The sequence below is a fragment of the Thermomonas sp. genome (genome assembly GCF_019104945.1).
Taxonomy (GTDB): Bacteria; Pseudomonadota; Gammaproteobacteria; order Xanthomonadales; family Xanthomonadaceae; genus Thermomonas.
Genome location: NZ_JAHRWW010000053.1, coordinates 30,842 through 54,641, shown reverse-complemented (window position 1 = coordinate 54,641; position 23,800 = coordinate 30,842). Strand labels below are relative to the sequence as shown.

Below are 23,800 nucleotides of genomic sequence, written 5' to 3'. Positions count from 1 at the left end.
TCTCGCGATACTCGATATGGGTCAAGTAAAACCGTGATTAGGGCGTGAGAGGCTTCGGTTTTATCCGGGTCAGGGCTACAATGCGCCAACTTCATAGTGATGCGGAGCGCGGGCGTGGATTTCGGATTCAGCGAAGAGCAGCTGATGTTGCAAGACGTGGCACGGCGAATTGCCCGCGAGAAGATCGCGCCCAGTGCCGAGCATCACGACCGCACCGGCGAGTTTCCGCTTGAAAATATCCGTGCTCTGGGCGAAAACGGCCTGATGGGTATTGAAGTGCCTGCCGAGTACGGCGGCGCAGAAATGGACCCGGTGGCCTATGTGCTGGCGATGGTAGAAATCGCTGCTGCCGACGCAGCGCACAGCACCATTATGTCGGTGAATAATTCACTGTTCTGCAATGGTATTTTGACCTTCGGTACCGAAGCACAGAAGCAAAAGTATGTGCGTGATATTGCCGAAGGCCGCGAAATTGGCGCGTTTGCGCTCACCGAGCCGCAATCAGGTTCCGACGCTACTGCCATGCGCTGCAAGGCCACTAAGCAGGCCGATGGTTCGTATGTGATCAACGGTAAGAAAAGTTGGATCACCTCTGGCCCTGTGGCCAAATATATCGTGTTGTTTGCCATGACCGACCCGGACAAGGGCGCCAAGGGCATCACCGCGTTTATGATCGACACCACACGCGAAGGTTTCCACCGCGGCAAGACCGAGCCCAAGCTTGGCATTCGCGCTTCGGCTACCTGCGAAATCGAATTTACCGATTATGTGGTGCCGGCCGACGAAGTGCTGGGTGAAGAAGGTCAGGGCTTCAAAATTGCGATGAGCGTGCTGGACGCAGGCCGCATTGGTATTGCCAGCCAAGCCATTGGTATTGGCCGCGCCGCATACGAAGCCACGCTTGCCTATGTCAAAGAGCGCAAGTCGTTCGGCCAGCCGCTGGGCAGCTTCCAAATGACCCAAGCCAAGATTGCCGATATGAAGTGCAAGCTCGATGCTGCACTACTGCTCACGCTGCGTGCCGCGTGGCTGAAAGGGCAGGGGAAACGTTTTACCACTGAAGCCTCGGTGGCCAAGTTAACCGCGTCGGAAGCAGCGATGTGGATCGCTCATCAGGCGCTTCAAATTCATGGAGGTATGGGCTATTCCAAGGAGATGCCGATCGAGCGTTACTTCCGCGATGCCAAGATTACAGAGATTTACGAAGGTACCAGCGAAATTCAGAGGTTGGTCATTGCCCGTAACGAAACCGGGCTTCGATAAACCGACAATAAAACTCAAGACGGCCGTGCTCCCCTGCGCGGCCGTTTCCCTTTGGAGGCTTAGTACAGATGAATAAGTCAGTTGATTCCCGCAATGTTGATCTCAAACCGGTTCTCGATGCGTTAGCCAAGCGTGTTGGCAAGGCCGGACAGGAACAGGCGATTGCATTTGCAACCGCGTTCTATCAGCGTTTGGACGCTGAAGAATTGGCCAGTCGCAGTATTGATGAGTGGGCCGACCTGGCCGCCGATACGCTGGAGTTTGTCGCCACACGCAAGCGCGGCAAGGCCAATGTGCGCCTCACCAACCCGGCGCTGGAAACGAGTTCTTCGTCGCATACCGTGCTGCAGATCGTGAATGACGATATGCCGTTCTTGGTGGACTCGGTGAGCATGGCGCTGGCCGATATGGGCGTTGGCGTGCATGTACTGGGCCACCCGATTGTGCGCTTCACCCGTGATAAGAGCGGCAAAATTACCGCCGTGGGCAGTGGTGATGCAGAGTCGGTGATGTATATCGAAATTGACCGTCAGCAGAAGAGTGAGCTGGCTACGGTCAAGGCGGGCGTCAATAAGGTGCTGGAAGATGTGCGCGCCATTGTTGCCGATTGGGAGCCGATGCGCGCACAAATGCGCGAAGTGGCCGAAGAACTCAGCACGCGCAAGTTACCAGTCACCGAGGCGGGCCGCAAAGAGGCGCAGGAGTTCTTGCGCTGGGCCGCCGATGACCACTTCACCTTCTTTGGCTACCGCGAATATCAAGTGGGCAAGCAGGGTAAAGACGAGGTGCTGGCTTCGGTATCCGGTAGCGGGCTTGGCCTGCTGCGCGACGATAGCGAAAGCAAGCCGCGTTCGATCAAGTCGCTTGCGGCCCATACGATGCCGCAATCGGGCGCTGTTGATGCGCTGATCTTGACCAAGACCAACGCCCGCGCCACGGTGCATCGCCCCGGTTATATGGACTACATCGGCGTGCTCAGCTTCGACAGCAAGGGCCGCGCGGTGAGCGAACAGCGTTTCGTTGGGCTGTACACCTCAAGCGCCTACACCCGTCGCCCATGGGATATCCCGCTGGTGCGCGAGCGCCATAATTACGTGATGGATCGTTCCGGGCTTGACCCGAACGGGCACAGTGGCAAAGCGCTACGCCACATCCTAGAAACCCTGCCGCGTGACGAACTGTTCCAAGCCAATGAGGAAGAACTGTTCAAGACCTGCATGGGCATTCTTGGTTTGCAAGAACGCGTGCGCAGCAAGTTGTTCCTGCGTCGCGATCGCTACGGCCGCTATTACTCCGTGTTGACCTACATCCCGCGTGAGCGGATGAGCACGCAAATCCGTCACCGCATTGAAGCCATGCTGCGCGAAACGCTGGGAGGCGTGCGCGTGGATACCAATGTGCAAATCGGTGATTCGCCACTTGCACAGATGCACACCATGGTGCGCTTGGATGCGGGCAATACGGCAACGGCCGTGGATATTACGGCACTGGAATCCAAGCTGGCGCTGATCGTGCGCGACTGGCGCGACGAGCTGCGTGAGCAGCTGGTGGCCAACCACGGTGAAGAGCAAGGCCTGAAGCTGGCCGCACGTTATGCCAGTGCACTGCCTGCGGGCTATATCGAAGAAGTCAGCCCGGAAGTGGCCGCCGACGATGTTGAACACATCGATAGCATGCATACCCCTGCCGATATGTGCCTGAAGCTGTATCGCACCTCGGCCATGCAGCACGAGCGCCTGCGCTTCAAGATGTTCCGTTACGGCGCGCCGCTGGTGCTATCAGAAGCCCTGCCGGTGCTTGAAAACATGGGCCTAAAGGTGCTTTCCGAGCACGTCTTTGAAGTGACTTTGGATGATGAATCCATCTTCATCCAAGACTTCGAAGTGATGAGCCAGATCGACCAATTTGGCTTTGAAAGCATGGACGTGGAAGCCGTTCGTGGCGCTTTTGAAGGTGCTTTCGAGCAAGTACTGCGCGGCAATTCCGAAAACGATGGGTTCAACCGTTTGGTGCTTTCGGCCAAGCTGGATTGGCAACAAGTCGCCATGCTGCGTGCTTATAGCAAATACCTGCTGCAGACCGGCGTCCCGTTCTCGCAGAGCTATATGGAAGCCACGCTCACCCGCTACCCGCTACTTGCGCGATTGCTGGTGGAGCTGTTTGAAGCACGCTTCCACCCGGAAACTGGCAAAGAAAATGCCGCGATGATCAAGCAAGGCGTGGAGCATTTCACTGCGCAGCTCACCGCACTGACCGATGGTGACGAAGCCGCACTGACGCTGCTGAAGCCACTGCTTGCGGCCCGTAGTGGTAAGCGCGAGCAGCAAATTGAAGCGGCCCATAACGCACTGAAGAGCCTGCTGGACCGCGTCGCCAGCCTCGATGAAGACCGCATCTTGCGCAGCTTCATTGGTGTGATCGACGCCACGCTGCGCACCAACTACTACATCGACTACGCGGACGGCCTGCGCAAAGATGGTGGCCCGGCCGACTACTTGGCGTTCAAGTTCGACACCGCGCTGGTGCCGGATCTTCCCAAGCCGCGTCCGTACCGCGAAATTTGGGTCTGCGGCCCGCGCGTTGAAGGTACCCACCTGCGTTTCGGCCCGGTAGCCCGCGGCGGCTTGCGTTGGTCCGATCGCCGCGAAGACTTCCGCACCGAAGTGCTGGGCCTTGTCAAAGCGCAGATGGTGAAAAATACCGTCATCGTGCCGGTGGGCAGCAAGGGCGGTTTCTATCCGAAGCAACTGCCCAACCCCGCCGTGGATCGTGACGCTTGGCTGGCCGAGGGTATTGCCTGCTACAAGCGCTTTATCAATGGCCTGCTCGACATCACCGACAACCTTTCGGTTGAAGGCAAGGTGCTACCGCCGCCGCGCGTTGTGCGCCACGATGGCGATGATCCGTACTTGGTGGTGGCGGCCGATAAGGGCACCGCGAGCTTCTCGGATATTGCTAACGGCATTGCGCAAGCGCACAGCTATTGGTTGGACGATGCCTTCGCGTCGGGCGGCTCTGCGGGCTATAGCCACAAAGGGATGGGCATCACCGCACGCGGCGCGTGGGAGTCGGTGAAGCACCACTTCGGTGCGCTTGGCCGCAACTGCCAGAAGGACGATTTCACCTGTGTCGGTATTGGTGATATGTCCGGCGACGTGTTCGGCAACGGCATGCTGCTATCCACGCATACGCGCGTGCTCTGCGCGTTCGATCACCGCCATATCTTCCTTGATCCAAACCCGGATGCAGCGGTGTCGTTCAAGGAACGTCAGCGCTTGTTCAAACTGCCGCGCTCCAGCTGGGCCGATTACGACACCAAGCTGATCAGCAAGGGCGGCGGCGTGTATGCGCGCTCGCTGAAATCGATCGATATCACCCCGGAAGTACGCGCAGCACTTGGTATTGCCGATGATGTGCAGCACCTCACGCCTACCGAATTCATCAGCGCCGCACTGAAAGCGCCGGTGGATCTGCTGTACAACGGCGGTATCGGTACTTATATCAAGGCATCGAGTGAAACCAATGCCGAAGTAGGCGATCGTGCCAATAACGGGCTGCGCGTCAATGGCGCTGACCTTCGTTGCAAGATCATTGGTGAAGGCGGCAACCTCGGCATGACCCAGCTGGGCCGTATCGAAGCCGCACAAGCGGGCGTGCTGCTCAACACCGACTTCATCGACAACTCGGCAGGTGTGGATACCTCGGACCATGAGGTCAACATCAAGATTCTGCTGAACGGCGAAGTGCAGAAGAAGAAGCTGAAACTAGCCGACCGCAACAAGTTGCTGGCGTCGATGACCGACGAGGTGGCCAAGCTGGTACTGAACGATAACTATCGTCAGAACCAAGCGCTCTCGCTGATGGAGCGTATGAATGTCTCGCGTCTTGGTTCGAAGATGCACTTTATCAATACGCTGGAATCGCAAGGCCTGCTGGACCGCCAAATCGAGTTCCTACCCACCGATGCGCAAATTGCCGAACGCAAGCTGCGTGGGCAGGGGCTGACCCGTCCGGAATTGGCCATTCTGCTGTCGTACTCGAAGCTGGTGGCGTTCCCGCAACTGCTCGATTCAGATATTCCGGAAGATCCGTATCTATCGAAAGAACTGGTGCGCTACTTCCCCGAACCGCTGCAGGCCAAGTATGCCAAGGTGATGGATGGTCACCGGCTGAAGCGCGAAATCATCGCAACGGCGGTGACCAACTCCACCATCAACCGCATGGGTGCCACCTTCCTGATGCGTATGCAGGAAGACAGCGGTCGCAGCATTGGTGAAATCGCACGTGCGTACACCATTACCCGCGAAACGCTGGACGCACGCGAGCTGTGGGCGCAGATCGACACGCTCGACGGCAAGGTGGGCGAGGGCGTTCAAGTGGACGCGCTGATGGTGATCTGGGAGCTGCAGCGCAGCTTCACCCGCTGGCTGCTGTCGCGCCCAGGTGCGGTACCGGCAATCACCACAGCGGTGGAGCGTTACCACGATGGCTTCCGCGATATTCGCGCAGGCGATGGCATCATTTCCGACGCGCAGCGTCCGGAATACGAAGCCAACCGCAAAGCGTGGCGCAGTAAGGGGCTGTCGGCTGCGTTGGCTGATCAGCTAGCAGCGTTGCCGTACCTTGAATCCAGCCCGGACATCATCGAACTGGCACGCGAGCGTAAGCTGCGTCCTACCGATGTGGCCAAGGTCTATTTCCGCTTGGGCGAAGCCCTGCGTGCACCGTGGCTGCGTGCGCAGATCGAAGCGCTCAAGGTGGAAGGCCGCTGGCACGCTGTGGCACGCGGCGTTCTGCGCGACGAGCTGTTTGCGCAGCTGCGCACGCTGACCGGCCAAGCCCTGTCGATGCCGGGTAAGGATGCCGATGCCAAGGTACAGGCATGGCTGTCCCGCGATGACTCCAGCCTGCGCTTCACCTTGGCGATGCTCACCGAACTGGCTTCGCACAAGACGCTGGACTACCCAACCGCCTCGGTTGCGGTACAGCGTGTAGCCCAACTGGCAAGCCGCGGCTAAGCCCCTATGCCCTCTTCATCAGTGGAGAGGGCATAAAATTACGGATACCTCCCCTTCAATGAAGGGGAGGTGGGCTGTAAGCTCAGCACATGACTTCTCCTCGCATCGCTTTTCTTGCCAGCCCAACCGACGAAGCGCAAACAACACTTGCGAGGCTTGTGTCTCGGCACGGTCTCTACGCACCTCAGGACGCCGACGTTATCGTGGCACTTGGTGGTGACGGCTTTATGTTGCAAACCTTGCATCGCCACGGCGATTTGGGCAGGCCGGTGTATGGCATGAAGCTGGGCACGGTCGGCTTTTTGATGAATCAGTACCGTCCGGAAGACGACCTGCTGGCGCGCCTCGCCGATGCCGAACCCGCGACGTTGCACCCGCTAGAAATGCAGGCACAAACAGAGTCGGGAGCGTGCGTTTCATCTCTGGCCTATAACGAAGTCTCGCTACTGCGGCAAACGAGGCAGGCGGCGCATGTGAGTATCGAGCTCAATGGCGAAGTGCGTTTAGATGAGCTGGTTTGCGATGGCGTTATGCTGGCCACGCCGGCCGGCAGTACCGCCTATAACTTTTCTGCGCATGGGCCGATTCTGCCGCTGGGCGCGAACGTGATGGCGCTTACGCCTATTGCCCCGTTTCGGCCAAGGCGCTGGCGTGGGGCTGTATTGAAGTCGGGTACAGAGGTGCGTTTCAAGGTGCTGGACCCGCATAAGCGGCCTGTCAGTGCAACCGCAGACTCGCACGAAGTGCGCGATGTCACCGAAATTCTGGTGCGCGAATCGATCAACCGCAGCGTGCGCCTATTGTTTGACCCAGAGCACAATCTTGAAGAGCGAATTTTGATTGAACAATTTGCCGTATAAAGTAACGGACACCTGAGAACAGCAGATGCCGTTTGATAGCTACGACAACGAGGCCTCCCAAGCGATCCGGTTGATGAGCAAGCGGCGCGTGCCCGCGATCGTCTGGGCGTTACTGGTCTTCGTCTTGGGGCTGCTCGCTACCGGCTGGGTGTCGCTGAACGAGCGTGCGCGTGAACAAGACGCAGCGAAAGAAGCGTTTAAGCATGAAGTAGTCTTGATTACTAGCGCCGTAAAAGATCAATTGCTGGCGTGCGAGAGTCTCATTCGCACATTTCAATCAATCTTTCTTGCTTCAGACGAAGTCACCGAAGATGAATATGTGCGTGCCTATGAAAATATGTATGCCAATAGCATTGTTCGGATCAGCCTACAGGCGCTGGCGTATGTCGAGCGCAAGTCGTCGTCCGCAGGCGATCGTTACATCACCACACTGTTTGCACCGCGCGAAGGCAATCAGGCGATTGTGGGCTTGGATATTCAGAACCAGCCGCCCAATCTCGACGCTGTGCTGCGTTCGCGTGATACCGATCAAATCGCGATGTCGTCGGTATTTCGTCTACGACAAAGTGGTAACAGCCAAGTAACAAAAGATGGTTTTATTCTGCGCCTACCGGTGTATGCGCATGGCGTCGTTCCGGAATCGGTTGAACTGCGGCGCAAGCATATTATCGGGTCGGTTGGCGCTTCGTTTCGCGTAGAAGACCTCATCAACTCGGCACTGCCGTCGAAGATTCACTCACTCGCAAGTTTAAGTATTGCCGATGTCACGGGTGGTGCGCCGGTAACGCTCTACCAGCATCGTTTCGGACAAGCCGCCTCCACCCAAGCAGAGGTAGCAGAGCTGCTGCAATTTGGTGGGCGGCAATGGCAGATCACAGGCGTCCCACAAATCTCCGTCGTTAATACACAAAATTGGCGCCGGGTGTTCATCACGGGTGTCATTATCAGCCTGTTGCTCGCGGCCTTAGTGTGGTCGCTGGCCATGACCCGCGCGCGCGCATTTGCACTCGGCCGCGCCATGAGTGAAAAATATCGGGCCAGCGAAGAGCGCTTTCGCAAACTCAATGAGTTGCTGCCCTCGCTTGTGCTTCTTGCACGCAAAGACAATGGTACTGTGGTGTATCGCAATGCAGTAGCACGCCAGCGGCTTACTGTAGATACGGGGCTTGCTGGGCTCGCCACCGTTTTGCCGCACGATATCGCGCATCGCCTTGAAGAAATTAGCCAAAGCGAGCACCCAGCGTTTGAAGTGTATCTACACGATAGCGATGGCAAACCGTTCTGGCTGATGATACGCATCAGTTCAATTGTGATCGATGACGTGCCAATGTGGCTGCTCGTGGGTAACGACGTTTCGGAGCAGCGGCAGCTGTCTGAGCGGCTTAGCTACCAAACCAACCACGATGCGCTCACTAGGCTCTATAACCGCACCAAATTTGAGGCGCACACACAGACGCTGTTAGAGAGCGAAGAGGCGCGTGCAAGCGCACTACTGTTTATCGATCTAGATCAGTTCAAACTCATCAACGATATTTCTGGCCATGATGCGGGCGATGCATTGCTGGTGCAGATCGCCAAACGCATTCGCGATGAACTGCGCCCATCGGATCTATTGGGCAGAATGGGCGGCGACGAGTTCGGTGTTTTATTGACATCGGTGCCTTCTGCTGTGGCCGCGCTGCAAACCGCAGAACGGCTGCGGCGCAGTATTGAAGAGTTCGTCTTCAATTGGGAACGCCGGATCTACACCGTGAGCGCCAGTATCGGCGTGGTGATGGTGGAAGAATCGACATCGGTCAAGGAGCTTTTCGCTAACGCCGACGCTGCCTGTTTCTTAGCGAAGGAAAATGGGCGCAATCGCGTGCAATTGCACTCCAGCAGCGATACAGCGATTGCTTCACGCATGGTTGAAATGGAATGGGTCAACCGAATCCGTGATGCCATGCGCTACGACCGTCTATTGCTGGATTATCAAGAGCTGCACCCGCTTAAAGAAACCAACCGGGGGGCGCATATCGAGCTGCTGCTGCGCCTGCGTGATGAGGATGGGCAAGAGGTTCTGCCCGGCGTCTTTTTGCCTGCTGCCGAGCGCTATGGCCTTATGCCGCACATTGACCGCTGGGTATTGGAAACCGCGCTTGCTCACTTCGATCAACTGCACCCACAAGGCGCTGCGCTGGCGACTTGCGCGATCAATCTCTCTGGCGCAAGCCTAGAAGACGAAGGGCTTTTTGATTTTATCAAAAACCTGATCGAACGCCATCAGATCAACCCGCAGCGCCTGTTGTTTGAAATTACCGAAACAGTTGCGATGCGTGATATCAATGTATCGAGCGCACTGATTTCGCGCTTGCGCCTATTGGGCTGCCGCGTGGCACTCGACGACTTCGGTTCGGGTATGTCGTCGTTTGGCTATCTCAAAACATTTGAGCTGGACGTACTGAAGATCGATGGAAGTTTTGTGCAGACCATGACCACCGATGCAACATCGCGCGCCATCGTCAATGCCGCTACTGAAATCGCCCACTTGCAGGGCTTGGAGGTTGTGGCTGAGTGGGTGTCCACGCCCGACATTCTGCTGCTGATCTCTTCGCTACAAGTGGACTATGCGCAGGGCTTTGCCTTTCATAAACCCGAACGTGTACCTTTCCAGCGGACGAACCATGCCTAAGCAGCAGCCCGTACCCTCTGTATCAGAACAGCCGCATTCGCCGCTTATCGTGGCGATTACCGCGCGTGCGCTGTTTCTGATGGAAGACAGTCATGCGCTGTTTGAACGCGAGGGGATCAAGGCTTTTGCCGATTATCAGCGCCAGCACGAAGATGATGTGTTGCCCCCTGGGCTGGCTTTTCCTTTGGTGCGCAAGCTACTGTCGTTGAACGAAGGCGCCAGCGCCGAAGCACCGCGCGTCGAAGTTATTTTGCTATCGCGCAACTCTTCCGATACCGGCCTGCGCGTGTTCAATTCTATTCAGCACTACGGGCTGGATATTCGACGCGCAACGTTCACGGCCGGTGCTCCGGTGTGGCCGTACATCAAGCCCTTTGGTGCACAGCTATTTCTTTCAGCCAATTCCGAGTCGGTGCGCAGCGCGTTGGCCGCTGGCGTGGCGGCGGCCACGATTTTGCCGGAGCGCGGCAGCGAGCCGAGGCAGCGGCAATTGCGTATTGCCTTCGATGGCGATGCGGTGATCTTTGGTGATGAAAGCGAGCGCGTCTCACGCGAGCAGGGGCTTGAAGCCTTTGGTAAGCACGAGCGTGCACTTGCCCACGAGCCGCTTTCTGGGGGGCCTTTCCGGGGGTTCCTGTCGGCATTGCACGACTTACAAGAAGCCTTTCCTGCAGACGACACTTGCCCAATCCGCACGGCTTTAGTCACGGCACGTTCTGCACCTGCTCATGAGCGCGTGATCCGAACGCTACGCGAATGGGACGTTCGTCTTGATGAAGCGTTGTTCTTAGGGGGGCGTGACAAAGGCCCATTTTTGGAAGCATTCGGTGCCGATATCTTCTTCGACGACTCACCGCACAATATCGACTCAGCACGCCGTCACGTCGCCGCTGGGCATGTGCCGCATGGTGTGGTCAATAACGATGCGAAGAAGAATTGACTCAGTTTTCTGGAAGCCGTAGCCCGGCGAGTTTCCACGTTAAACCGCTGCGACGAAATTCGAAGACCACCGGCTTGCCTTCAGCATTGGCGGCCGTTGCAGTAAATAAAGAAGGCGATTCGAAATGTGTTGCCGCGCCTTTCAGTGGGTCGGTTGCTTGCGCTTGGCCTTGCTCATTGACGATGCCCCGCACGCGGTTGCCGAACGCACTACCTTCTAACAATGTCGCAATACCCTGTGGCGACACCATGGCGTCAATTGCAGGGTCGGCAATCATTGCGGTGACTTCACCAATCGCTTTAGCCCCTTGGCTTGTGCCGGTGTGGCCCATAATGCCGCGTGCAATACGTTCTTGAATCTGCGGGCGTAAGCTGCTGCGCAACTGGTCGAAATCAATAAAGCGCCAAAGCTCTCCATATTGGCCACTGGCCACCACGTTGTGAATGCCGTTGATCGCAAGATAGGGGCCCGCAGCTATGTAGCCAAGCATCAACGCAAGCAGTGCGGCGATGACGCTAACGCCCCATTTGAGTTTCTTCGACACAGGCAGGCTCCAAATAGTGTTCGGGCAAGTGTACTGGTTAGGCTTTGATTTCGGCGGCCATTTGTGCGCCCCATTGCACCAGTTGTTCTAAAAGGTGCAACTTTTGCGGGGCGTCTGCATGTTCTTCGCGAAGACGGGTGATTTCATTTTGAAAATGCGGCAGGCTGCCTTCTGTACTTGGATCCTGCTCCAGCCAGCGCTGCTTGCGGAACTCGCGCCACTGCTGCTGTTCCGCTGGGAGCAGTTGCTCTGGCCAGTTGCGGGCGCGATAGCGAAATAAAAGTTCCGGCAGGCGCGCGTCGCGGAACGCATACTGCGCACTTGCTAGGAGATGCGGCGGCGTACCGCGCACCTGTGTTTGTAGGCGCTTATCCCCTTCGGCCATAAAGCCGTCGTAGAGCGCCGCATCGACGTCTTGTGCACCCGCCATACGTTCACGCACAAATACTTGGCGCATCTTTTCAGCCAGCGCCGGACCTGCGGCGCGAATGCGTTCGGCACGCGCAAGCACCGTGTCAGGGTCAATCGCCAGCCGCGCAAAATCTGCTTCGCGCAAATGATCCCAGCGCACAAGAGCAGGGCATTTGTTGGTATGCACTTCCTTCAGAGGGACGCGCACTTGCCCTTCCTGTAGCTGGTCATGGCGTAGATACAGGCGCTCGGCAATAGTGGCGGCATCTAGCTCTAAAAGTGCATCAGGCTCGGCGCTCAGATCGAACGCAATCACCCGCGTTGCGATGTGTGGGTGAACAGCCAATGGCAAGATCGGCGCCGCCGCTAATCTTTCGGCGGGGTAACGCTGCGAAATATGCAGCACTGGCGTCATTGCAAAGGTATCCAGAAGCGACGCAGCAAAGCGTTTGTCGCGCAGGCGCAGGGCGTATTCCCAAAGTTTCGGTTGGGCGCGTTTGAATAATTTGCCAACACCGATGAGCGCACGTACGTCCGACAATGCCTCGTGCGCCTCACCAATACGCAGCCCGTTGTCTTCGGCCAAATGCTCAAGTTTGAAGCTGCTGCCTTTGCCATCCTCACGTTGCCGCCAGGTAATGCCATCAGGGCGCAGCGCATGCATCATGCGTAGGGCATCGAGCATATCCCAGCGCGAATTGCCGCCGCGCCACTCGCGCTCATACGGGTCGTAGAAATTTCGATAGAGCCCGTAGCGAATAAACTCATCGTCAAAACGCAGTGAGTTATAGCCGGCGCTACAGGTTTCCGGGCGCGCCATCTCTTCCATGATGCGCGCGAACGCGGCGGCTTCGTTGACACCGTGCTGCAGCGCGTACTGCGGTGTAATGCCGGTGACTAAGGTAGCGGCAGGCGAGGGCAGTACGTCGTTGGCAGGCTTTACGAAAAATGAAATGGGTTCATCAATTTCGTTGAGCTCGCTATCGGTGCGGATCGCAGCAAATTGGGCGATGCGGCTTTGCCGCGGGTTGATACCGAAGGTTTCTAAGTCGTAAAAGAGAAAAGAGGCGGCCATTCTGGGATTGTAGTGGGGAATGCTTTATTCCGTTGCGAGCAAACGCTTCGCCGCGGCGCGCGCCTCTTTACTGATTTCTGCGCCGCCCAGCATGCGCGCAATTTCATCCACGCGCCCCGCACTATTAAGGGCTGTTACCGCCGATTGGGTGATGCCGTCCTGGGCGGCTTTGCTCACACGGTATTGCGCGTGCCCCGCAGCGGCCACCTGCGGCTGGTGGGTGACACATAAGACCTGCCGCTCGCTCCCCAGTTGGCGTAGTTTTGCACCAACTGCTGCAGCCACGGCGCCACCGATACCAGCATCCACTTCGTCAAAAACCATGGTGGCAACCGCATCTTGGCCTTGCGTGGCGACTTCAATAGCCAGTGAAATGCGCGACAGTTCGCCGCCTGAGGCGACCTTGCGCAGCGGGCGCGGCGGTTGGCCGGGGTTGGCAGAAACCAAGAACTCTGCGCGCTCGGCACCAAGACTATCGGGGGCGTCGCTACTATTAGGGGTCAGGGCGATCTCAAAACAACCGCCCTGCATGCCCATATCACTGATAAACGATGCAATGGCGGCGGCCAAGGCATCACCCGCACGGCGGCGCGAAGTGCTCAAAAGACGTGCAGCGCTGCTCCATTGGGCCAGCGCTGCTGCAATGTTTTGATCAAGATGTTGCAGGCGCTGTTTGGCATCGGCAAGCGATTCCAACTCTTGCGTTAGCACTATTCGGTGGGCCAAGAGCTGGTCCGGCGTGAGGCGATGTTTGCGTGCCAAATCTTGCACGCGGGTCAAGCGACGCTCTAGTTCAGCCAAGGCGTCGGGGTCGATGTCTAAATCATCGCGCACGCGCTGAAGCAGGGAGTTTGCTTCATCCAATTGAATCAACGCGGAGTCCAGCATGCCGTCCACATCGTTCAAGCGTGGTTCGTGGCGTGCTTCGCGCTGAATCAACCCGCGCAGTACATGTAGGCGACGGCTGAGTGAGTCGTCACCACTCAGTGCCAGAAGGGCGTCATCACAAGCACCGATAAGCGTGGCGGCGTGTGCTTGGCGGCGGTGGTTAGCATCAAGCTCGGCCAAGGCTTCCGGTTCAAGCGGCTGCGCGTTGAGCTCGATCAGCTGGTGCTGAAGCCATGCTTGGCGATCTGCAACATCGCCGCGCGCAAGCAGCGTGCTGCGTTCATCGCATAGTTGTTTCCAACGCTGCGCAGCTTCGCGAACGTCTTGTAGTAGCTGCGGATGGCGCGCGAATGCGTCCAGTAGTGTCGTTTGCTGGCCACGTGCCAATAGCGCCTGCTGCGCGTGCTGGCCGTGAATTTCCACCAAAAGTTGTGCCAATTCTCCTAGTTGGGTCACCGGCACCGGGCGGCCGTTGATCCAAGCACGCGAACCACCGTCGGCACGCAGCGTGCGGCGCAATTGGCAGGTATCGCCCTCATCCAGCTCGTTGTCTCCCAGCCACTGCGCGGCTTCGTTGCAATCGGCCAACGAAAACTCGGCGCTCAGCTCCGCACGTTCTGCGCCGTGGCGCACCGCGCCCGAGTCGGCACGTGCGCCCGAAAGAAAACCGAGTGCATCAACCAAGAGGGATTTACCTGCGCCGGTTTCGCCCGAAATAACGGTAAGCCCTTGGCCGAACTCAAGTTCAGCTTGGGCAACAACGGCAAAATCGCGAATGGAAAGTCGGGTCAGCATGGGAATGGCATTGTGCCTGCATGAAGCGAAGACGGATAGCGGTTGCATAACGATGCGGCGATGCTTACAACTAGATACCTATCACTTGAAGTCAACAATGCGCCGCCACCTACCCGATATTATCCACGACCCACGTGTTAGGCAGCTGCTGCGTACCTTGGTGGCACGCCACGTCAGCAGCGGCGAGCCGGTTGGCTCACAGACACTCGCCAAGCACGCCGGGCTGGACGTTAGCCCAGCAACCATTCGCAATATCTTGGCCACGATGGAAGATGCAGGGCTACTGGCCGCGCCTCATGCGTCCTCCGGACGGGTGCCCACACCGCAGGGCTATCGCCTCTTTGTTGACTCGCTGCTGCAATTAAAACCACTGACCGCCGCTGAACTCGACCACCTACGCCATACGCTACCCGCAGGAGCAGGTACACAAGCCCTGCTGAACAGTAGTAGCGAATTGCTGTCCAGCATGACCCGCTTTGCCGGCATGGTGAGTGTGCCCAAGCGCGATAGCTTCACCTTTCGCCAAATTGATTTTGTCGCGCTCGACCCGCAGCGCGTATTGGCTATTTTGGTGTTTGCCGATGGCGAAGTTCAAAACCGCGTCGTGCAGGTGCGGCGCGCGTTTTCCCCTTCCGAATTAGAACAGGCGGCCAATGTTCTCAATGCCCACTATGCGGGCAAGCCGTTATCGCACATTCGTACAGCATTTTTAAGCGACTTGCGGCAAGCACGCAGTGAAATGGAGCGCTTGTTGGCCAATTCGATGGACCTAGCCGAGCAGGCGTTTGCCCCGACGGCGGGTGATGACATGCTGGTGGCGGGGCAAACGCGTCTGATGGGCTTGCAAGACATGGGGGATGTCGATCGTCTGCGCGCCCTGTTTGAAGCTTTTGCCGAAAAGCGCGAGCTGTTGCAGTTGCTGGAACGTACCGCCAAAGCACCGGGAATGCGCGTATTTATTGGTGAGGAAACCGGGTTGGCATCGCTGGATGGGATGTCATTGGTCACCGCCCCGTATGGCCATGACGGGCAAGTATTGGGCGTATTGGGGGTGATCGGCCCCAGCCGCATGGCCTATGAGCGGGTCATTCCGGTGGTGCAGGCCACGGCGGCCGTCTTGGGGGCGGCCTTGAATCAGGACGGCTAAGCCCCCATAGCTGTGTGCAGAGGCGGCATCCCGCCGCAAATTTAGACTGCAAACCGTGAATATGAGCAACGAACCGACGCAGGACATCAATGACACCGCCGCCGAGGTGGAGCAGCACGACGAACTGGAAGTGCTGCGCGGCGAAATCGACCAACTCAAGGCGCAGTCTCTGCTTGAGCGCGCCGACCTTGAAAACCAGCGCAAGCGCTTGGCGCGTGATATCGAGCAGGCCCGCAAGTTCGCCAACGAGCGTCTTTTGAGTGACCTGCTGCCGGTGTTCGATAGCCTAGACGCTGGTCTTGCTGCTGCCGCAGACGGTGCCGACGCATTGCGCCAAGGCTTGGAGCTGACTTACAAGCAGCTGCTGAAAGTAGCGCACGAAAACGGCATGAGCGTGCTTGACCCTGCCGGTGAAGCTTTCAACCCCGACCACCATCAGGCCATTAGCCAAGGCGAAGCCGAAGGCGTTGCGCCGGGGCATGTGATTACCGTGTTCCAAAAAGGCTACCTGCTGAATGGCCGCCTGTTGCGCCCGGCGCTGGTGATCGTAGCGAAACACGATTAACTGCATTCCGACACCCCCTTGAAGGCTTGCACCTTCATCCCCAGATACAAACCAGTGGCGCGCGGCGCCAACCAGACATCAAGATTTAAGAGGACATCGTCATGGGCAAGATTATCGGTATTGACCTCGGCACCACCAACTCCTGCGTCTCCATCATGGAAGGCGGCAAGGCCCGCGTCATTGAAAATAGCGAAGGCGACCGCACCACCCCGTCGATCGTTGCGTGGACCAAAGACGGTGAAGTGCTGGTGGGCGCTTCGGCCAAGCGTCAGGCAGTCACCAACCCCAAAAACACTTTCTACGCGGTGAAGCGCCTGATTGGCCGCAAGTTCACCGATGCCGAAGTGCAAAAAGATCTCGGCGTAGTGCCGTACACCATCACCGCACACGACAATGGCGATGCGTGGGTGGGTCTGGCCGACGGCAAGAAGCTGGCGCCGCAGGAAGTCTCCGCCAAGGTGCTGGAGAAGATGAAGAAAACCGCTGAAGCCTTCCTAGGCGAAACCGTCACCGAAGCGGTCATCACCGTGCCGGCGTACTTCAACGACAGCCAGCGTCAGGCCACCAAGGATGCTGGCCGCATCGCCGGGCTGGATGTCAAGCGCATCATCAACGAGCCCACCGCCGCAGCGCTGGCCTATGGCCTTGACAAGGGCGACGGCAAAGACCGCAAGATCGTGGTGTATGACCTTGGCGGCGGCACCTTCGACGTATCGATTATTGAAATTGCCAACGTCGATGGTGAAAAGCAGTTTGAAGTGTTGGCCACCAACGGCGACACCTTCCTCGGCGGCGAAGACTTCGACAACCGCGTGATCGACTACTTGGTGGAAGAGTTCCAGAAGTCCGATGGTGTGGATCTGCGCAAAGATCCGCTGGCCCTGCAGCGCCTGAAGGATGCCGCCGAACGTGCCAAGATCGAGCTGTCCAGCAATCAGCAGACCGACGTCAACCTGCCGTATGTCACGGCTGACGCCAGCGGCCCGAAGCACCTCAACATCAAGCTGACCCGCGCCAAGCTGGAAGCTTTGGTGGATGACTTGGTGAAGAAGACCATCGAACCTTGCCGCGTGGCCCTGAACGACGCCGGTTTGCGTGCGTCTGATATCCACGAAGTGATCCTGGTCGGTGGCCAAACCCGTATGCCGAAGGTGCAGGTCGCTGTGGCCGAGTTCTTCGGTAAAGAACCGCGTAAGGACGTCAACCCCGACGAAGCTGTGGCCATCGGTGCGGCGGTGCAGGGTGGTGTGCTGGCCGGCGACGTCAAGGACGTGCTGCTGCTGGACGTGACCCCGCTATCGCTGGGCATTGAAACTTTGGGCGGCGTGTTCACCAAGATCATTGAGAAGAACACTACCATTCCGACCAAGGCTTCGCAGACCTTCAGCACTGCCGAGGATAACCAGAGCGCCGTTACCGTGCACGTGCTGCAAGGTGAGCGCGAGCAGGCCCGCTACAACAAGTCGCTGGCCCGCTTCGACCTCACAGGTATCGACGCTGCACCGCGCGGTATGCCGCAGGTGGAAGTGAGCTTCGACATCGACGCCAACGGTATCGTCCACGTCACCGCCAAGGACAAGAAAACCGGCAAGGAACAGAAGGTTGAAATCAAGGCGGGTTCAGGCCTGAGTGATGAAGAAATTCAACGCATGGTGCAAGACGCCGAAGCCAACCGCGAGGAAGACAAGCGCTTCCACGAGCTGGTGTCGGCGCGTAACCAAGCCGATGCGCTGATTCACACCACGCGCAGCACCATCAAGGACAATGGCGATAAGCTGCCGGGCGAGGCCATTGGCAGCGCGGAAGCCGCCATTGCCGAGCTGGAAGTGGCGATCAAGGGCGATGACAAGGCCCAGATCGAAGCCAAGGCCAAGGCGTTGGAAGAAGCCGCGCAGGCCCTGTTTGCCGCAGCCGCTGCCGCCAGCCAGCAGCAGGAAACCGGTGGTGCGGAAGCCGGTAAATCCGGTGACGACGTGGTGGATGCCGAATTCACCGAAGTCAAAGACGACAAGAAGTAATCAAGTTTCGGCTTGACGTAACAACGGGCAGGCCAAAGGTCTGCCCGTTGCTGTGATGGGAATAGGTTGAACCGATGAGCAAACGCGACTACTACGAAGTGCTGGGCGTGGCCCGTAATGCCAGCGACGATGAGCTGAAGAAAGCCTATCGCCGCTTGGCGATGAAGTATCACCCCGACCGAAATCCGGGGGATGCAACGGCCGAAGTCTCGTTCAAAGAGGCCAAGGAAGCTTACGAAGTGCTGAGCGATGGCGGCAAGCGCCGCATTTACGATCAGCATGGCCATGCGGCGTTTGAAAACGGCATGGGTGGCGGCAACGCGGGCCCCGGCTTTGGCGGCGCCGACATGGGCGATATTTTTGGCGATATTTTCGGCAATATCTTTGGCGGCGGCGCGCGCCAGCAGGGGCCACGTCGCGGCGCTGACATCGGCTACATGATGGAGCTGGATCTGGAAGAAGCCGTTGCCGGTGTGGAGAAGCACATTCACATTCCCACGCTCACGATGTGCGAACCTTGCAAAGGCAGCGGTTCGGAAGATGGCAAGGTAGAAACCTGCACAACCTGCCACGGGCGCGGGCAGGTCATCATGCAGCGCGGCCCGTTCAGAATGCAAAGCCCATGCCCGCACTGCGGCGGCGCAGGCAAGACCATTGCCAACCCGTGCAAAACCTGCAACGGCAATGGCCGCGTTGAAGAAGAAAAAACGCTGGAAGTCAAAGTGCCTGCCGGTGTGGATAACGGCGACCGCATTCGCCTTGGCGGCGAGGGCGAAGCTGGCCCGGCGGGTGCGCCTCCGGGCGATTTATACGTTGAAATTCGCGTGCGTCCGCACGAGATTTTTGAACGCGATGGCGATGATCTGCATTGCGAGATTCCCATCCGCATTTCGCAGGCAGCACTAGGTGACAGCGTACGGGTGCCGACGCTGAGTGGCGAAGTCGAGCTACGTATTCCTGCCGAAACCCAAAGCGGTAAAGTCTTCCGTGTGCGCGATAAGGGCGTGAAGTCAGTGCGTAGCCGTCAACCGGGCGATCTGTACTGCAAGGTGGCGGTGGAAACGCCGATCAACCTCACCCCCGAGCAGCGCGAGCTGTTGGAAAAATTTGAAGCCACGTTCGTAGGCGAAGGCGCACGCCGCCATTCGCCCAAATCCAGCACATTTATTGATGGTGTGAAGGGCTTTTTCGACCGCATGGTGTCCTGAGCTTTCAGCAGTAACTATTAAGATTTCTTAGAATCGCGTCTGGCTTGCCAAGACGCGATTTTTTTGGACACTCAGTATCCCACCATCGGTATTGTTGGCAGTGCAGGCGCTTACGGGCGCTGGTTGCGCGACTTCTTTGAACAGTGCATGCAGCTGCAGGTGATCGGTCACGACCCGGCCGATGCCAACTCAAGTAGCGAAGAAGACCTCTTGCAGCAGGCCGATGTACTGCTGTTCTCCGCACCTATTCGGCAAACGCCCGCGCTGATTGCGCGCTACGTACAGCAATCGGCAGGGCGCGAAGTTGGGCGGCTTTGGCTGGATGTCACTTCCATTAAGTCCGAACCAGTGGCCGCCATGCTGCTCTCACAGGCAGAAGTCATGGGCCTGCACCCCATGACAGCACCGCCTAAGTCGCCAACATTGCGCGGCCGCGTGCTCGCCGTGTGCGAAGGCCGCTTGCAGCACTGGGGTGGTTGGTTCGCCAAGCTGCTTGACACACTTGAAGCCGAATGCGTGCACGTCACACCTGAGCAGCACGACCGAGCCATGGCCATGGTGCAGGCCATGGTGCATGCCACCCATCTTGCCCAAGCAAGCGTGCTGCACCAGCACACCGTACAAACGGGGGGGCTAAGTGGCCTGCTACCGCTGCGCTCAGCTTCATTTGAAATGGATGCAGCCATTGCCAGCCGCATCTTGTCGCTTAACCCCGCGATCTACGAAGACATTCAGTTCGGCAACCCGCACGTTCCTCAGGTGTTGCGTGGTCTCGCCGAACAGCTCACGCGTATTTCCAGTTTGGTTGAACACGGTAGCGATACCGCGCGCGCTAGCTTCCGCAGCGAGTTTCTCACCAATAATCGGAACGCCTTTGGCGAACAGGCACTTGCCGCGGGCAACTACACCTACGAGCGACTTGGCTATCTGCTTGCCGATCTGGCCGACCCGCATACGATGAGCGTGCATTTACCCGAAGACCGGCCGGGATCGCTACGCGCGCTATTGCATGTATTCGAAACGCAGGGCGTGAGTATTGCCTCATTGCACTCATCCCGCACCCCGTCGGGAGAAGTCCATTTCCGCTTCGGGTTCAATAGCGGAACACCGCTGGATCGGCTGGCTGCAGTGGCAAGCGCACTGGCAGAATCCGATATCGGAACGGTGCTCTCAGGATAAACGGTTAACTGCACCTGACGAACGGCGACAATGTTTGTCAAATCATGACAGCCATCAATAACTTGCTTGTAAAGTTGCGGTAACGTACAACTTAGGGTTACTCCATCTAGGCCTCGTCATGACTTTCCGTTCCCCCGCGGAATCTACGCACCCAAAAAGTCCCGCCAACGCGGCGCTGATCGATGCGATTCAAAAGCATCTATTAGACCGTGTTGCGCCTGCACTTGACCGTGCGCTAGCTGATGTCGATGACTACCTGTTTGATCGCAGCCAAAATGGTGAATCCAAACTTGGGATGATGGCACTGCGTGAAATGCGCCACGCGCGCGCCGATGTCGTCAACAACTACAAGCTGACCATCACCCGGCGTTTCCGTGCACTGCGCGATCAGCAGGGGCCATTGCAGGGGGGCGAAGATGCTGGCCTAAGTCTGCTGTCGGAGCAAGCATTAGAGGAACAGCTCGCGGTTGAGCAATTGGCCTCCACAGTCTTGCGCGCACATGCCTCGCTTTTTGAAGTGACAAGCAAGCGTTTTTTTGTGGTGGTCGGGCAGGGGGAGCTACGTTCTCGTGAGAACCCGCTCGACCCCGTATTCCTAGCAACGGCTCTGGGCAATGCCATGAGCCAGCTAGAGCTTGATGACGATCTCCGCATCGTCATTTTTAAGTATTTTGAACGTGAAGTTTCCAACGTCGTGGGCGATCTCTACGAGCGCTGCAATACGCTCTTGCTCTCGGCAGGCATTCTTCCCGATCTACGTGCCAGCGCGGGGGCCAAGCCTGTCCATGTGCGCGCACCGGCGACGCACGACGAGGCGGGCAGCTATGCCGGTATGCCGCCGCAACATGCACCGCCCCCGCAGCAGCAGCCGGCAGCCGCCTCCTACTTAGGTGAGACACCAAGCGCTGCAGATCAAGCCATGTTTACCAGCATGCTTGGGCAGTTGGCTGCTTGGCGCAACACAGCGGGTGTGCAGCCAAGCGCCGCACAAGGCCCGACGTTGGGCACACATGACCTGCTCTCTATCTTGAGCCTGATGCAGCATGATGCAGCACCGGCGATCTCACCCGATGTGGAAAGTGCGCAAACACTCGCCGCACAGCTGCGCGAGCGCATGCTGCAAAGCGCGCATAAGCTCGGTGTGCCCGGCGATAATTTGCACCTCGATGGCTTAGATAACGACGCCGTTGACCTTGTAGCACTGCTTTTTGACGTACTCCTAGACGGCCCACAGTACGACTCGCAAATTCGCGGCATGATTGGCCGCATGCTGGTGCCTTATGTGAAGGTCGCGGTAAAAGACCGGCGCATGTTTATGCTCAAAGAGCATCCGGCACGCAAGCTGCTCAATACCGTGGCCGAAGCTTGTGAGGGCAACCGTGGCGAAGCGCCGCAAGAGCGCGCCATCTTAACTCGCGTCGATCACACCATCGACCGGCTCGTTGCAGAGTTCAATGAAGACGTAGCAATTTTTGAAACGCTGGAACAAGAGCTGCGCGCCTTCCTCGCCCAGCAGCGCAAGCGTTTTGAGTTAGCAGAAAAGCGCACCACCGAAGCCCAACGCGGGCGTGAGCGTTTAGATCATGCACGTTCAGCAGTGACCGAAGACGTTGCAGCGCATCGCGGCGCCCGGGAGCTCCCGCCGGTGCTAGATGACTTCATTTCGCACCACGCAACGCACCACCTTGTTCAGATCACACTGCGCGACGGCAAAGGTTCGCCGCGCTACAACACGGCCATGCAGGCCGTTGATGACGTATTGGCAGCGTTTGATCTGGCCAGTGCGGGCCAGTTGCCGCATTTTGCAACGGCGCTGCCTTCTGCGGTCTTGTCCGATATTTTTGCCAGTGCGGGGTGCTCGGGTGAAGCCGCCATCGCTGCTGAAGATGCGCTGCGCGATGCGCTCACTCGCCTCGCCAATGGCGAAGCAGCGCAAGTGGCGGATGTGCGCCTGCCTGCACAGATCGACGTGCTCGATCCGGAGCTCACGCCGCAGGAAGCACAGTTGGAGGTCGTTGCAGACAACGCCGCCCTCGACTTTGATGCGGCCATGTTGGAGCGCATTCGCAAACTCAAAATTGGTGACTGGCTGCAGCTTGCCGGTGCCGACGGTCATTTTGCCCCGGCCAAGGTGTCGTGGATCAGCCCAATTTCCGCACGTTTGCTGCTGGTGAACCGGCGCGGAATCCGTGTATTGGTAGCTTCGGCGCAAGAATTAGCGGTGATGGCCAAGCTGGATCGGGTCATTGTGCGCGAGGGTTCCAATGCGTTCGATGAGGCGATGCATTTGATGGCGGGGCGCCTGCAATCTGCGGCCGAATCCGCATAATGGGCTTAACGCGCTTGCTAAAGCCCCATTCAGGCCGTTAACCTGCACGGATGACCAAGATTCGTGTATTGATCCATGGTGCCACCGGGCGCATGGGGCAGGCGCTTTTGCGCTTGAGCAAAGAGGCTGAGGCGCGCTACGACGTTGTTGCGGCTGTTTCGCGTAGCGGTGAAGGTGAGGCAGGTGTGCCGGTGTTTCCGGTCAGCCAGCTACATGCCGTTCCCGCGTTTGATGTGGCCATCGACTTCAGTCTGCCGCAAGGCTTTGACGACATTCTCGCGCTATGTGTGGCGCGTAAAGCCGCGTTCGTATCTGGCACCACTGGCCTTAGCACGCAGCAAGAAACGACGCTGCAGGCCGCTGCTTCCAACATCCCCGTGCTTTGGGCAAGCAACTTCAGCCTCGGCATTGCTGTGCTTAATCAACTGGTTGAAAGCGCTGCGCGCGCACTGCCCAACTGGGACTGCGATATCGTGGAAGCCCACCACACGCAGAAAAAAGACGCGCCTTCGGGCACCGCGCTTACGCTTGGACAAGCCGCGCAGGCGGGTGGGGTAACGCCGCACTATGCTTCGATTCGCGCTGGCGACATTGTGGGTGAGCATTTGGTGCAATTTACCGGCACCGGCGAACGCATCGAGCTGGTGCACCGCGCCAGCAACCGCGATATTTTTGCGCGCGGCGCGCTGCATATCGCGGGCCGCCTCGCTGGACGTCCGGCAGGGTGCTATCAGGTCATCGATTTGTTGTGATTTGTAGCGTCTTTTTCGAATAGGGACTGGCGTAACGCGCCGTTCCCCGGTAAAATTCCCCCTCGCCTAACCTCCTCACGCTCCGAACCGGCCAGCCCGCTTCGGCGCTTTTTTGCAACCTCACGCAAGGCGACGCA

General features: G+C 58.1%; 15 protein-coding genes. 12 read left to right on the top strand and 3 right to left on the bottom strand.

What is annotated here, in order from left to right:
* The first annotated feature begins 114 nt into the window (after positions 1-114).
* The 5 genes from KUL77_RS12235 (at position 115) to KUL77_RS12215 (ending at position 10,752) form a co-directional block, all read left to right on the top strand.
* Positions 115-1,263 carry an acyl-CoA dehydrogenase family protein gene (locus KUL77_RS12235; RefSeq protein ID WP_297147654.1) on the top strand — a complete coding sequence of 383 codons (1,149 nt, stop codon included), beginning with the start codon at positions 115-117 and terminating at the stop codon, positions 1,261-1,263.
* A 68-nt stretch (positions 1,264-1,331) separates the two neighbouring features.
* Entirely contained in the window at positions 1,332-6,281 is a 4,950-nt protein-coding gene (locus tag KUL77_RS12230) for an NAD-glutamate dehydrogenase domain-containing protein (protein WP_297147652.1), read from the top strand.
* Positions 6,282-6,370: 89 nt separating this feature from the next.
* Positions 6,371-7,141 carry an NAD kinase gene (locus KUL77_RS12225; RefSeq protein WP_297147649.1) on the top strand — a complete coding sequence of 257 codons (771 nt, stop codon included), beginning with the start codon at positions 6,371-6,373 and terminating at the stop codon, positions 7,139-7,141.
* Positions 7,142-7,166: 25 nt separating this feature from the next.
* Positions 7,167-9,812, top strand: coding sequence for an EAL domain-containing protein (locus KUL77_RS12220; protein WP_297147647.1), 2,646 nt, complete (start codon positions 7,167-7,169; stop codon positions 9,810-9,812).
* The gene (locus tag KUL77_RS12215) at positions 9,805-10,752 is read left to right on the top strand and encodes a 5'-nucleotidase (protein ID WP_297147644.1); all 948 of its coding nucleotides are present in this window, start codon (positions 9,805-9,807) and stop codon (positions 10,750-10,752) included. The genes KUL77_RS12220 and KUL77_RS12215 overlap by 8 nt, the downstream gene beginning before the upstream one ends.
* Before the next feature lies 1 nt (position 10,753).
* Here the strand turns inward: KUL77_RS12215 and KUL77_RS12210 are convergent, their stop codons facing one another.
* From KUL77_RS12210 to recN, 3 genes are read right to left on the bottom strand one after another with little or no spacing between them, the layout of a single operon-like run.
* Entirely contained in the window at positions 10,754-11,296 is a 543-nt protein-coding gene (locus KUL77_RS12210) for a DUF2939 domain-containing protein (protein ID WP_297147640.1), read from the bottom strand.
* A 37-nt stretch (positions 11,297-11,333) separates the two neighbouring features.
* Positions 11,334-12,782 carry an exodeoxyribonuclease I gene (gene sbcB / locus KUL77_RS12205; protein WP_297147637.1) on the bottom strand — a complete coding sequence of 483 codons (1,449 nt, stop codon included), beginning with the start codon at positions 12,780-12,782 and terminating at the stop codon, positions 11,334-11,336.
* 24 nt (positions 12,783-12,806) lie between these two features.
* The gene (recN, locus tag KUL77_RS12200; RefSeq protein WP_297147634.1) at positions 12,807-14,465 is read right to left on the bottom strand and encodes a DNA repair protein RecN; all 1,659 of its coding nucleotides are present in this window, start codon (positions 14,463-14,465) and stop codon (positions 12,807-12,809) included.
* Between the two features lie 121 nt (positions 14,466-14,586).
* Between recN and hrcA the strand changes: the two genes are divergently transcribed.
* The 7 genes from hrcA to dapB all read left to right on the top strand — a co-directional run bounded on the left by hrcA (position 14,587) and on the right by dapB (position 23,663).
* A complete protein-coding gene (hrcA, locus tag KUL77_RS12195; RefSeq protein WP_297147801.1) occupies positions 14,587-15,612 on the top strand; it encodes a heat-inducible transcriptional repressor HrcA in 1,026 nt (341 codons plus the stop codon).
* A gap of 61 nt (positions 15,613-15,673) precedes the next feature.
* Positions 15,674-16,177 carry a nucleotide exchange factor GrpE gene (grpE, locus tag KUL77_RS12190; protein ID WP_297147632.1) on the top strand — a complete coding sequence of 168 codons (504 nt, stop codon included), beginning with the start codon at positions 15,674-15,676 and terminating at the stop codon, positions 16,175-16,177.
* Positions 16,178-16,278: 101 nt separating this feature from the next.
* Complete coding sequence (dnaK, locus tag KUL77_RS12185) at positions 16,279-18,195, top strand: molecular chaperone DnaK (RefSeq protein ID WP_297147629.1); 1,917 nt, start codon at positions 16,279-16,281, stop codon at positions 18,193-18,195.
* Positions 18,196-18,269: 74 nt separating this feature from the next.
* Entirely contained in the window at positions 18,270-19,403 is a 1,134-nt protein-coding gene (dnaJ, locus tag KUL77_RS12180) for a molecular chaperone DnaJ (protein WP_297147627.1), read from the top strand.
* Positions 19,404-19,466: 63 nt separating this feature from the next.
* On the top strand, positions 19,467-20,582 hold the full coding sequence (locus tag KUL77_RS12175; RefSeq protein WP_297147625.1) for a prephenate dehydrogenase: 1,116 nt from the start codon (positions 19,467-19,469) through the stop codon (positions 20,580-20,582).
* Positions 20,583-20,700: 118 nt separating this feature from the next.
* Positions 20,701-22,911 (top strand): DUF1631 family protein, encoded by a 2,211-nt coding sequence (locus KUL77_RS12170; protein ID WP_297147623.1) that lies wholly within the window; start codon positions 20,701-20,703, stop codon positions 22,909-22,911.
* Positions 22,912-22,961: 50 nt separating this feature from the next.
* Positions 22,962-23,663 carry a 4-hydroxy-tetrahydrodipicolinate reductase gene (dapB, locus tag KUL77_RS12165; protein ID WP_297147620.1) on the top strand — a complete coding sequence of 234 codons (702 nt, stop codon included), beginning with the start codon at positions 22,962-22,964 and terminating at the stop codon, positions 23,661-23,663.
* The last annotated feature ends 137 nt before the right edge of the window (positions 23,664-23,800 follow it).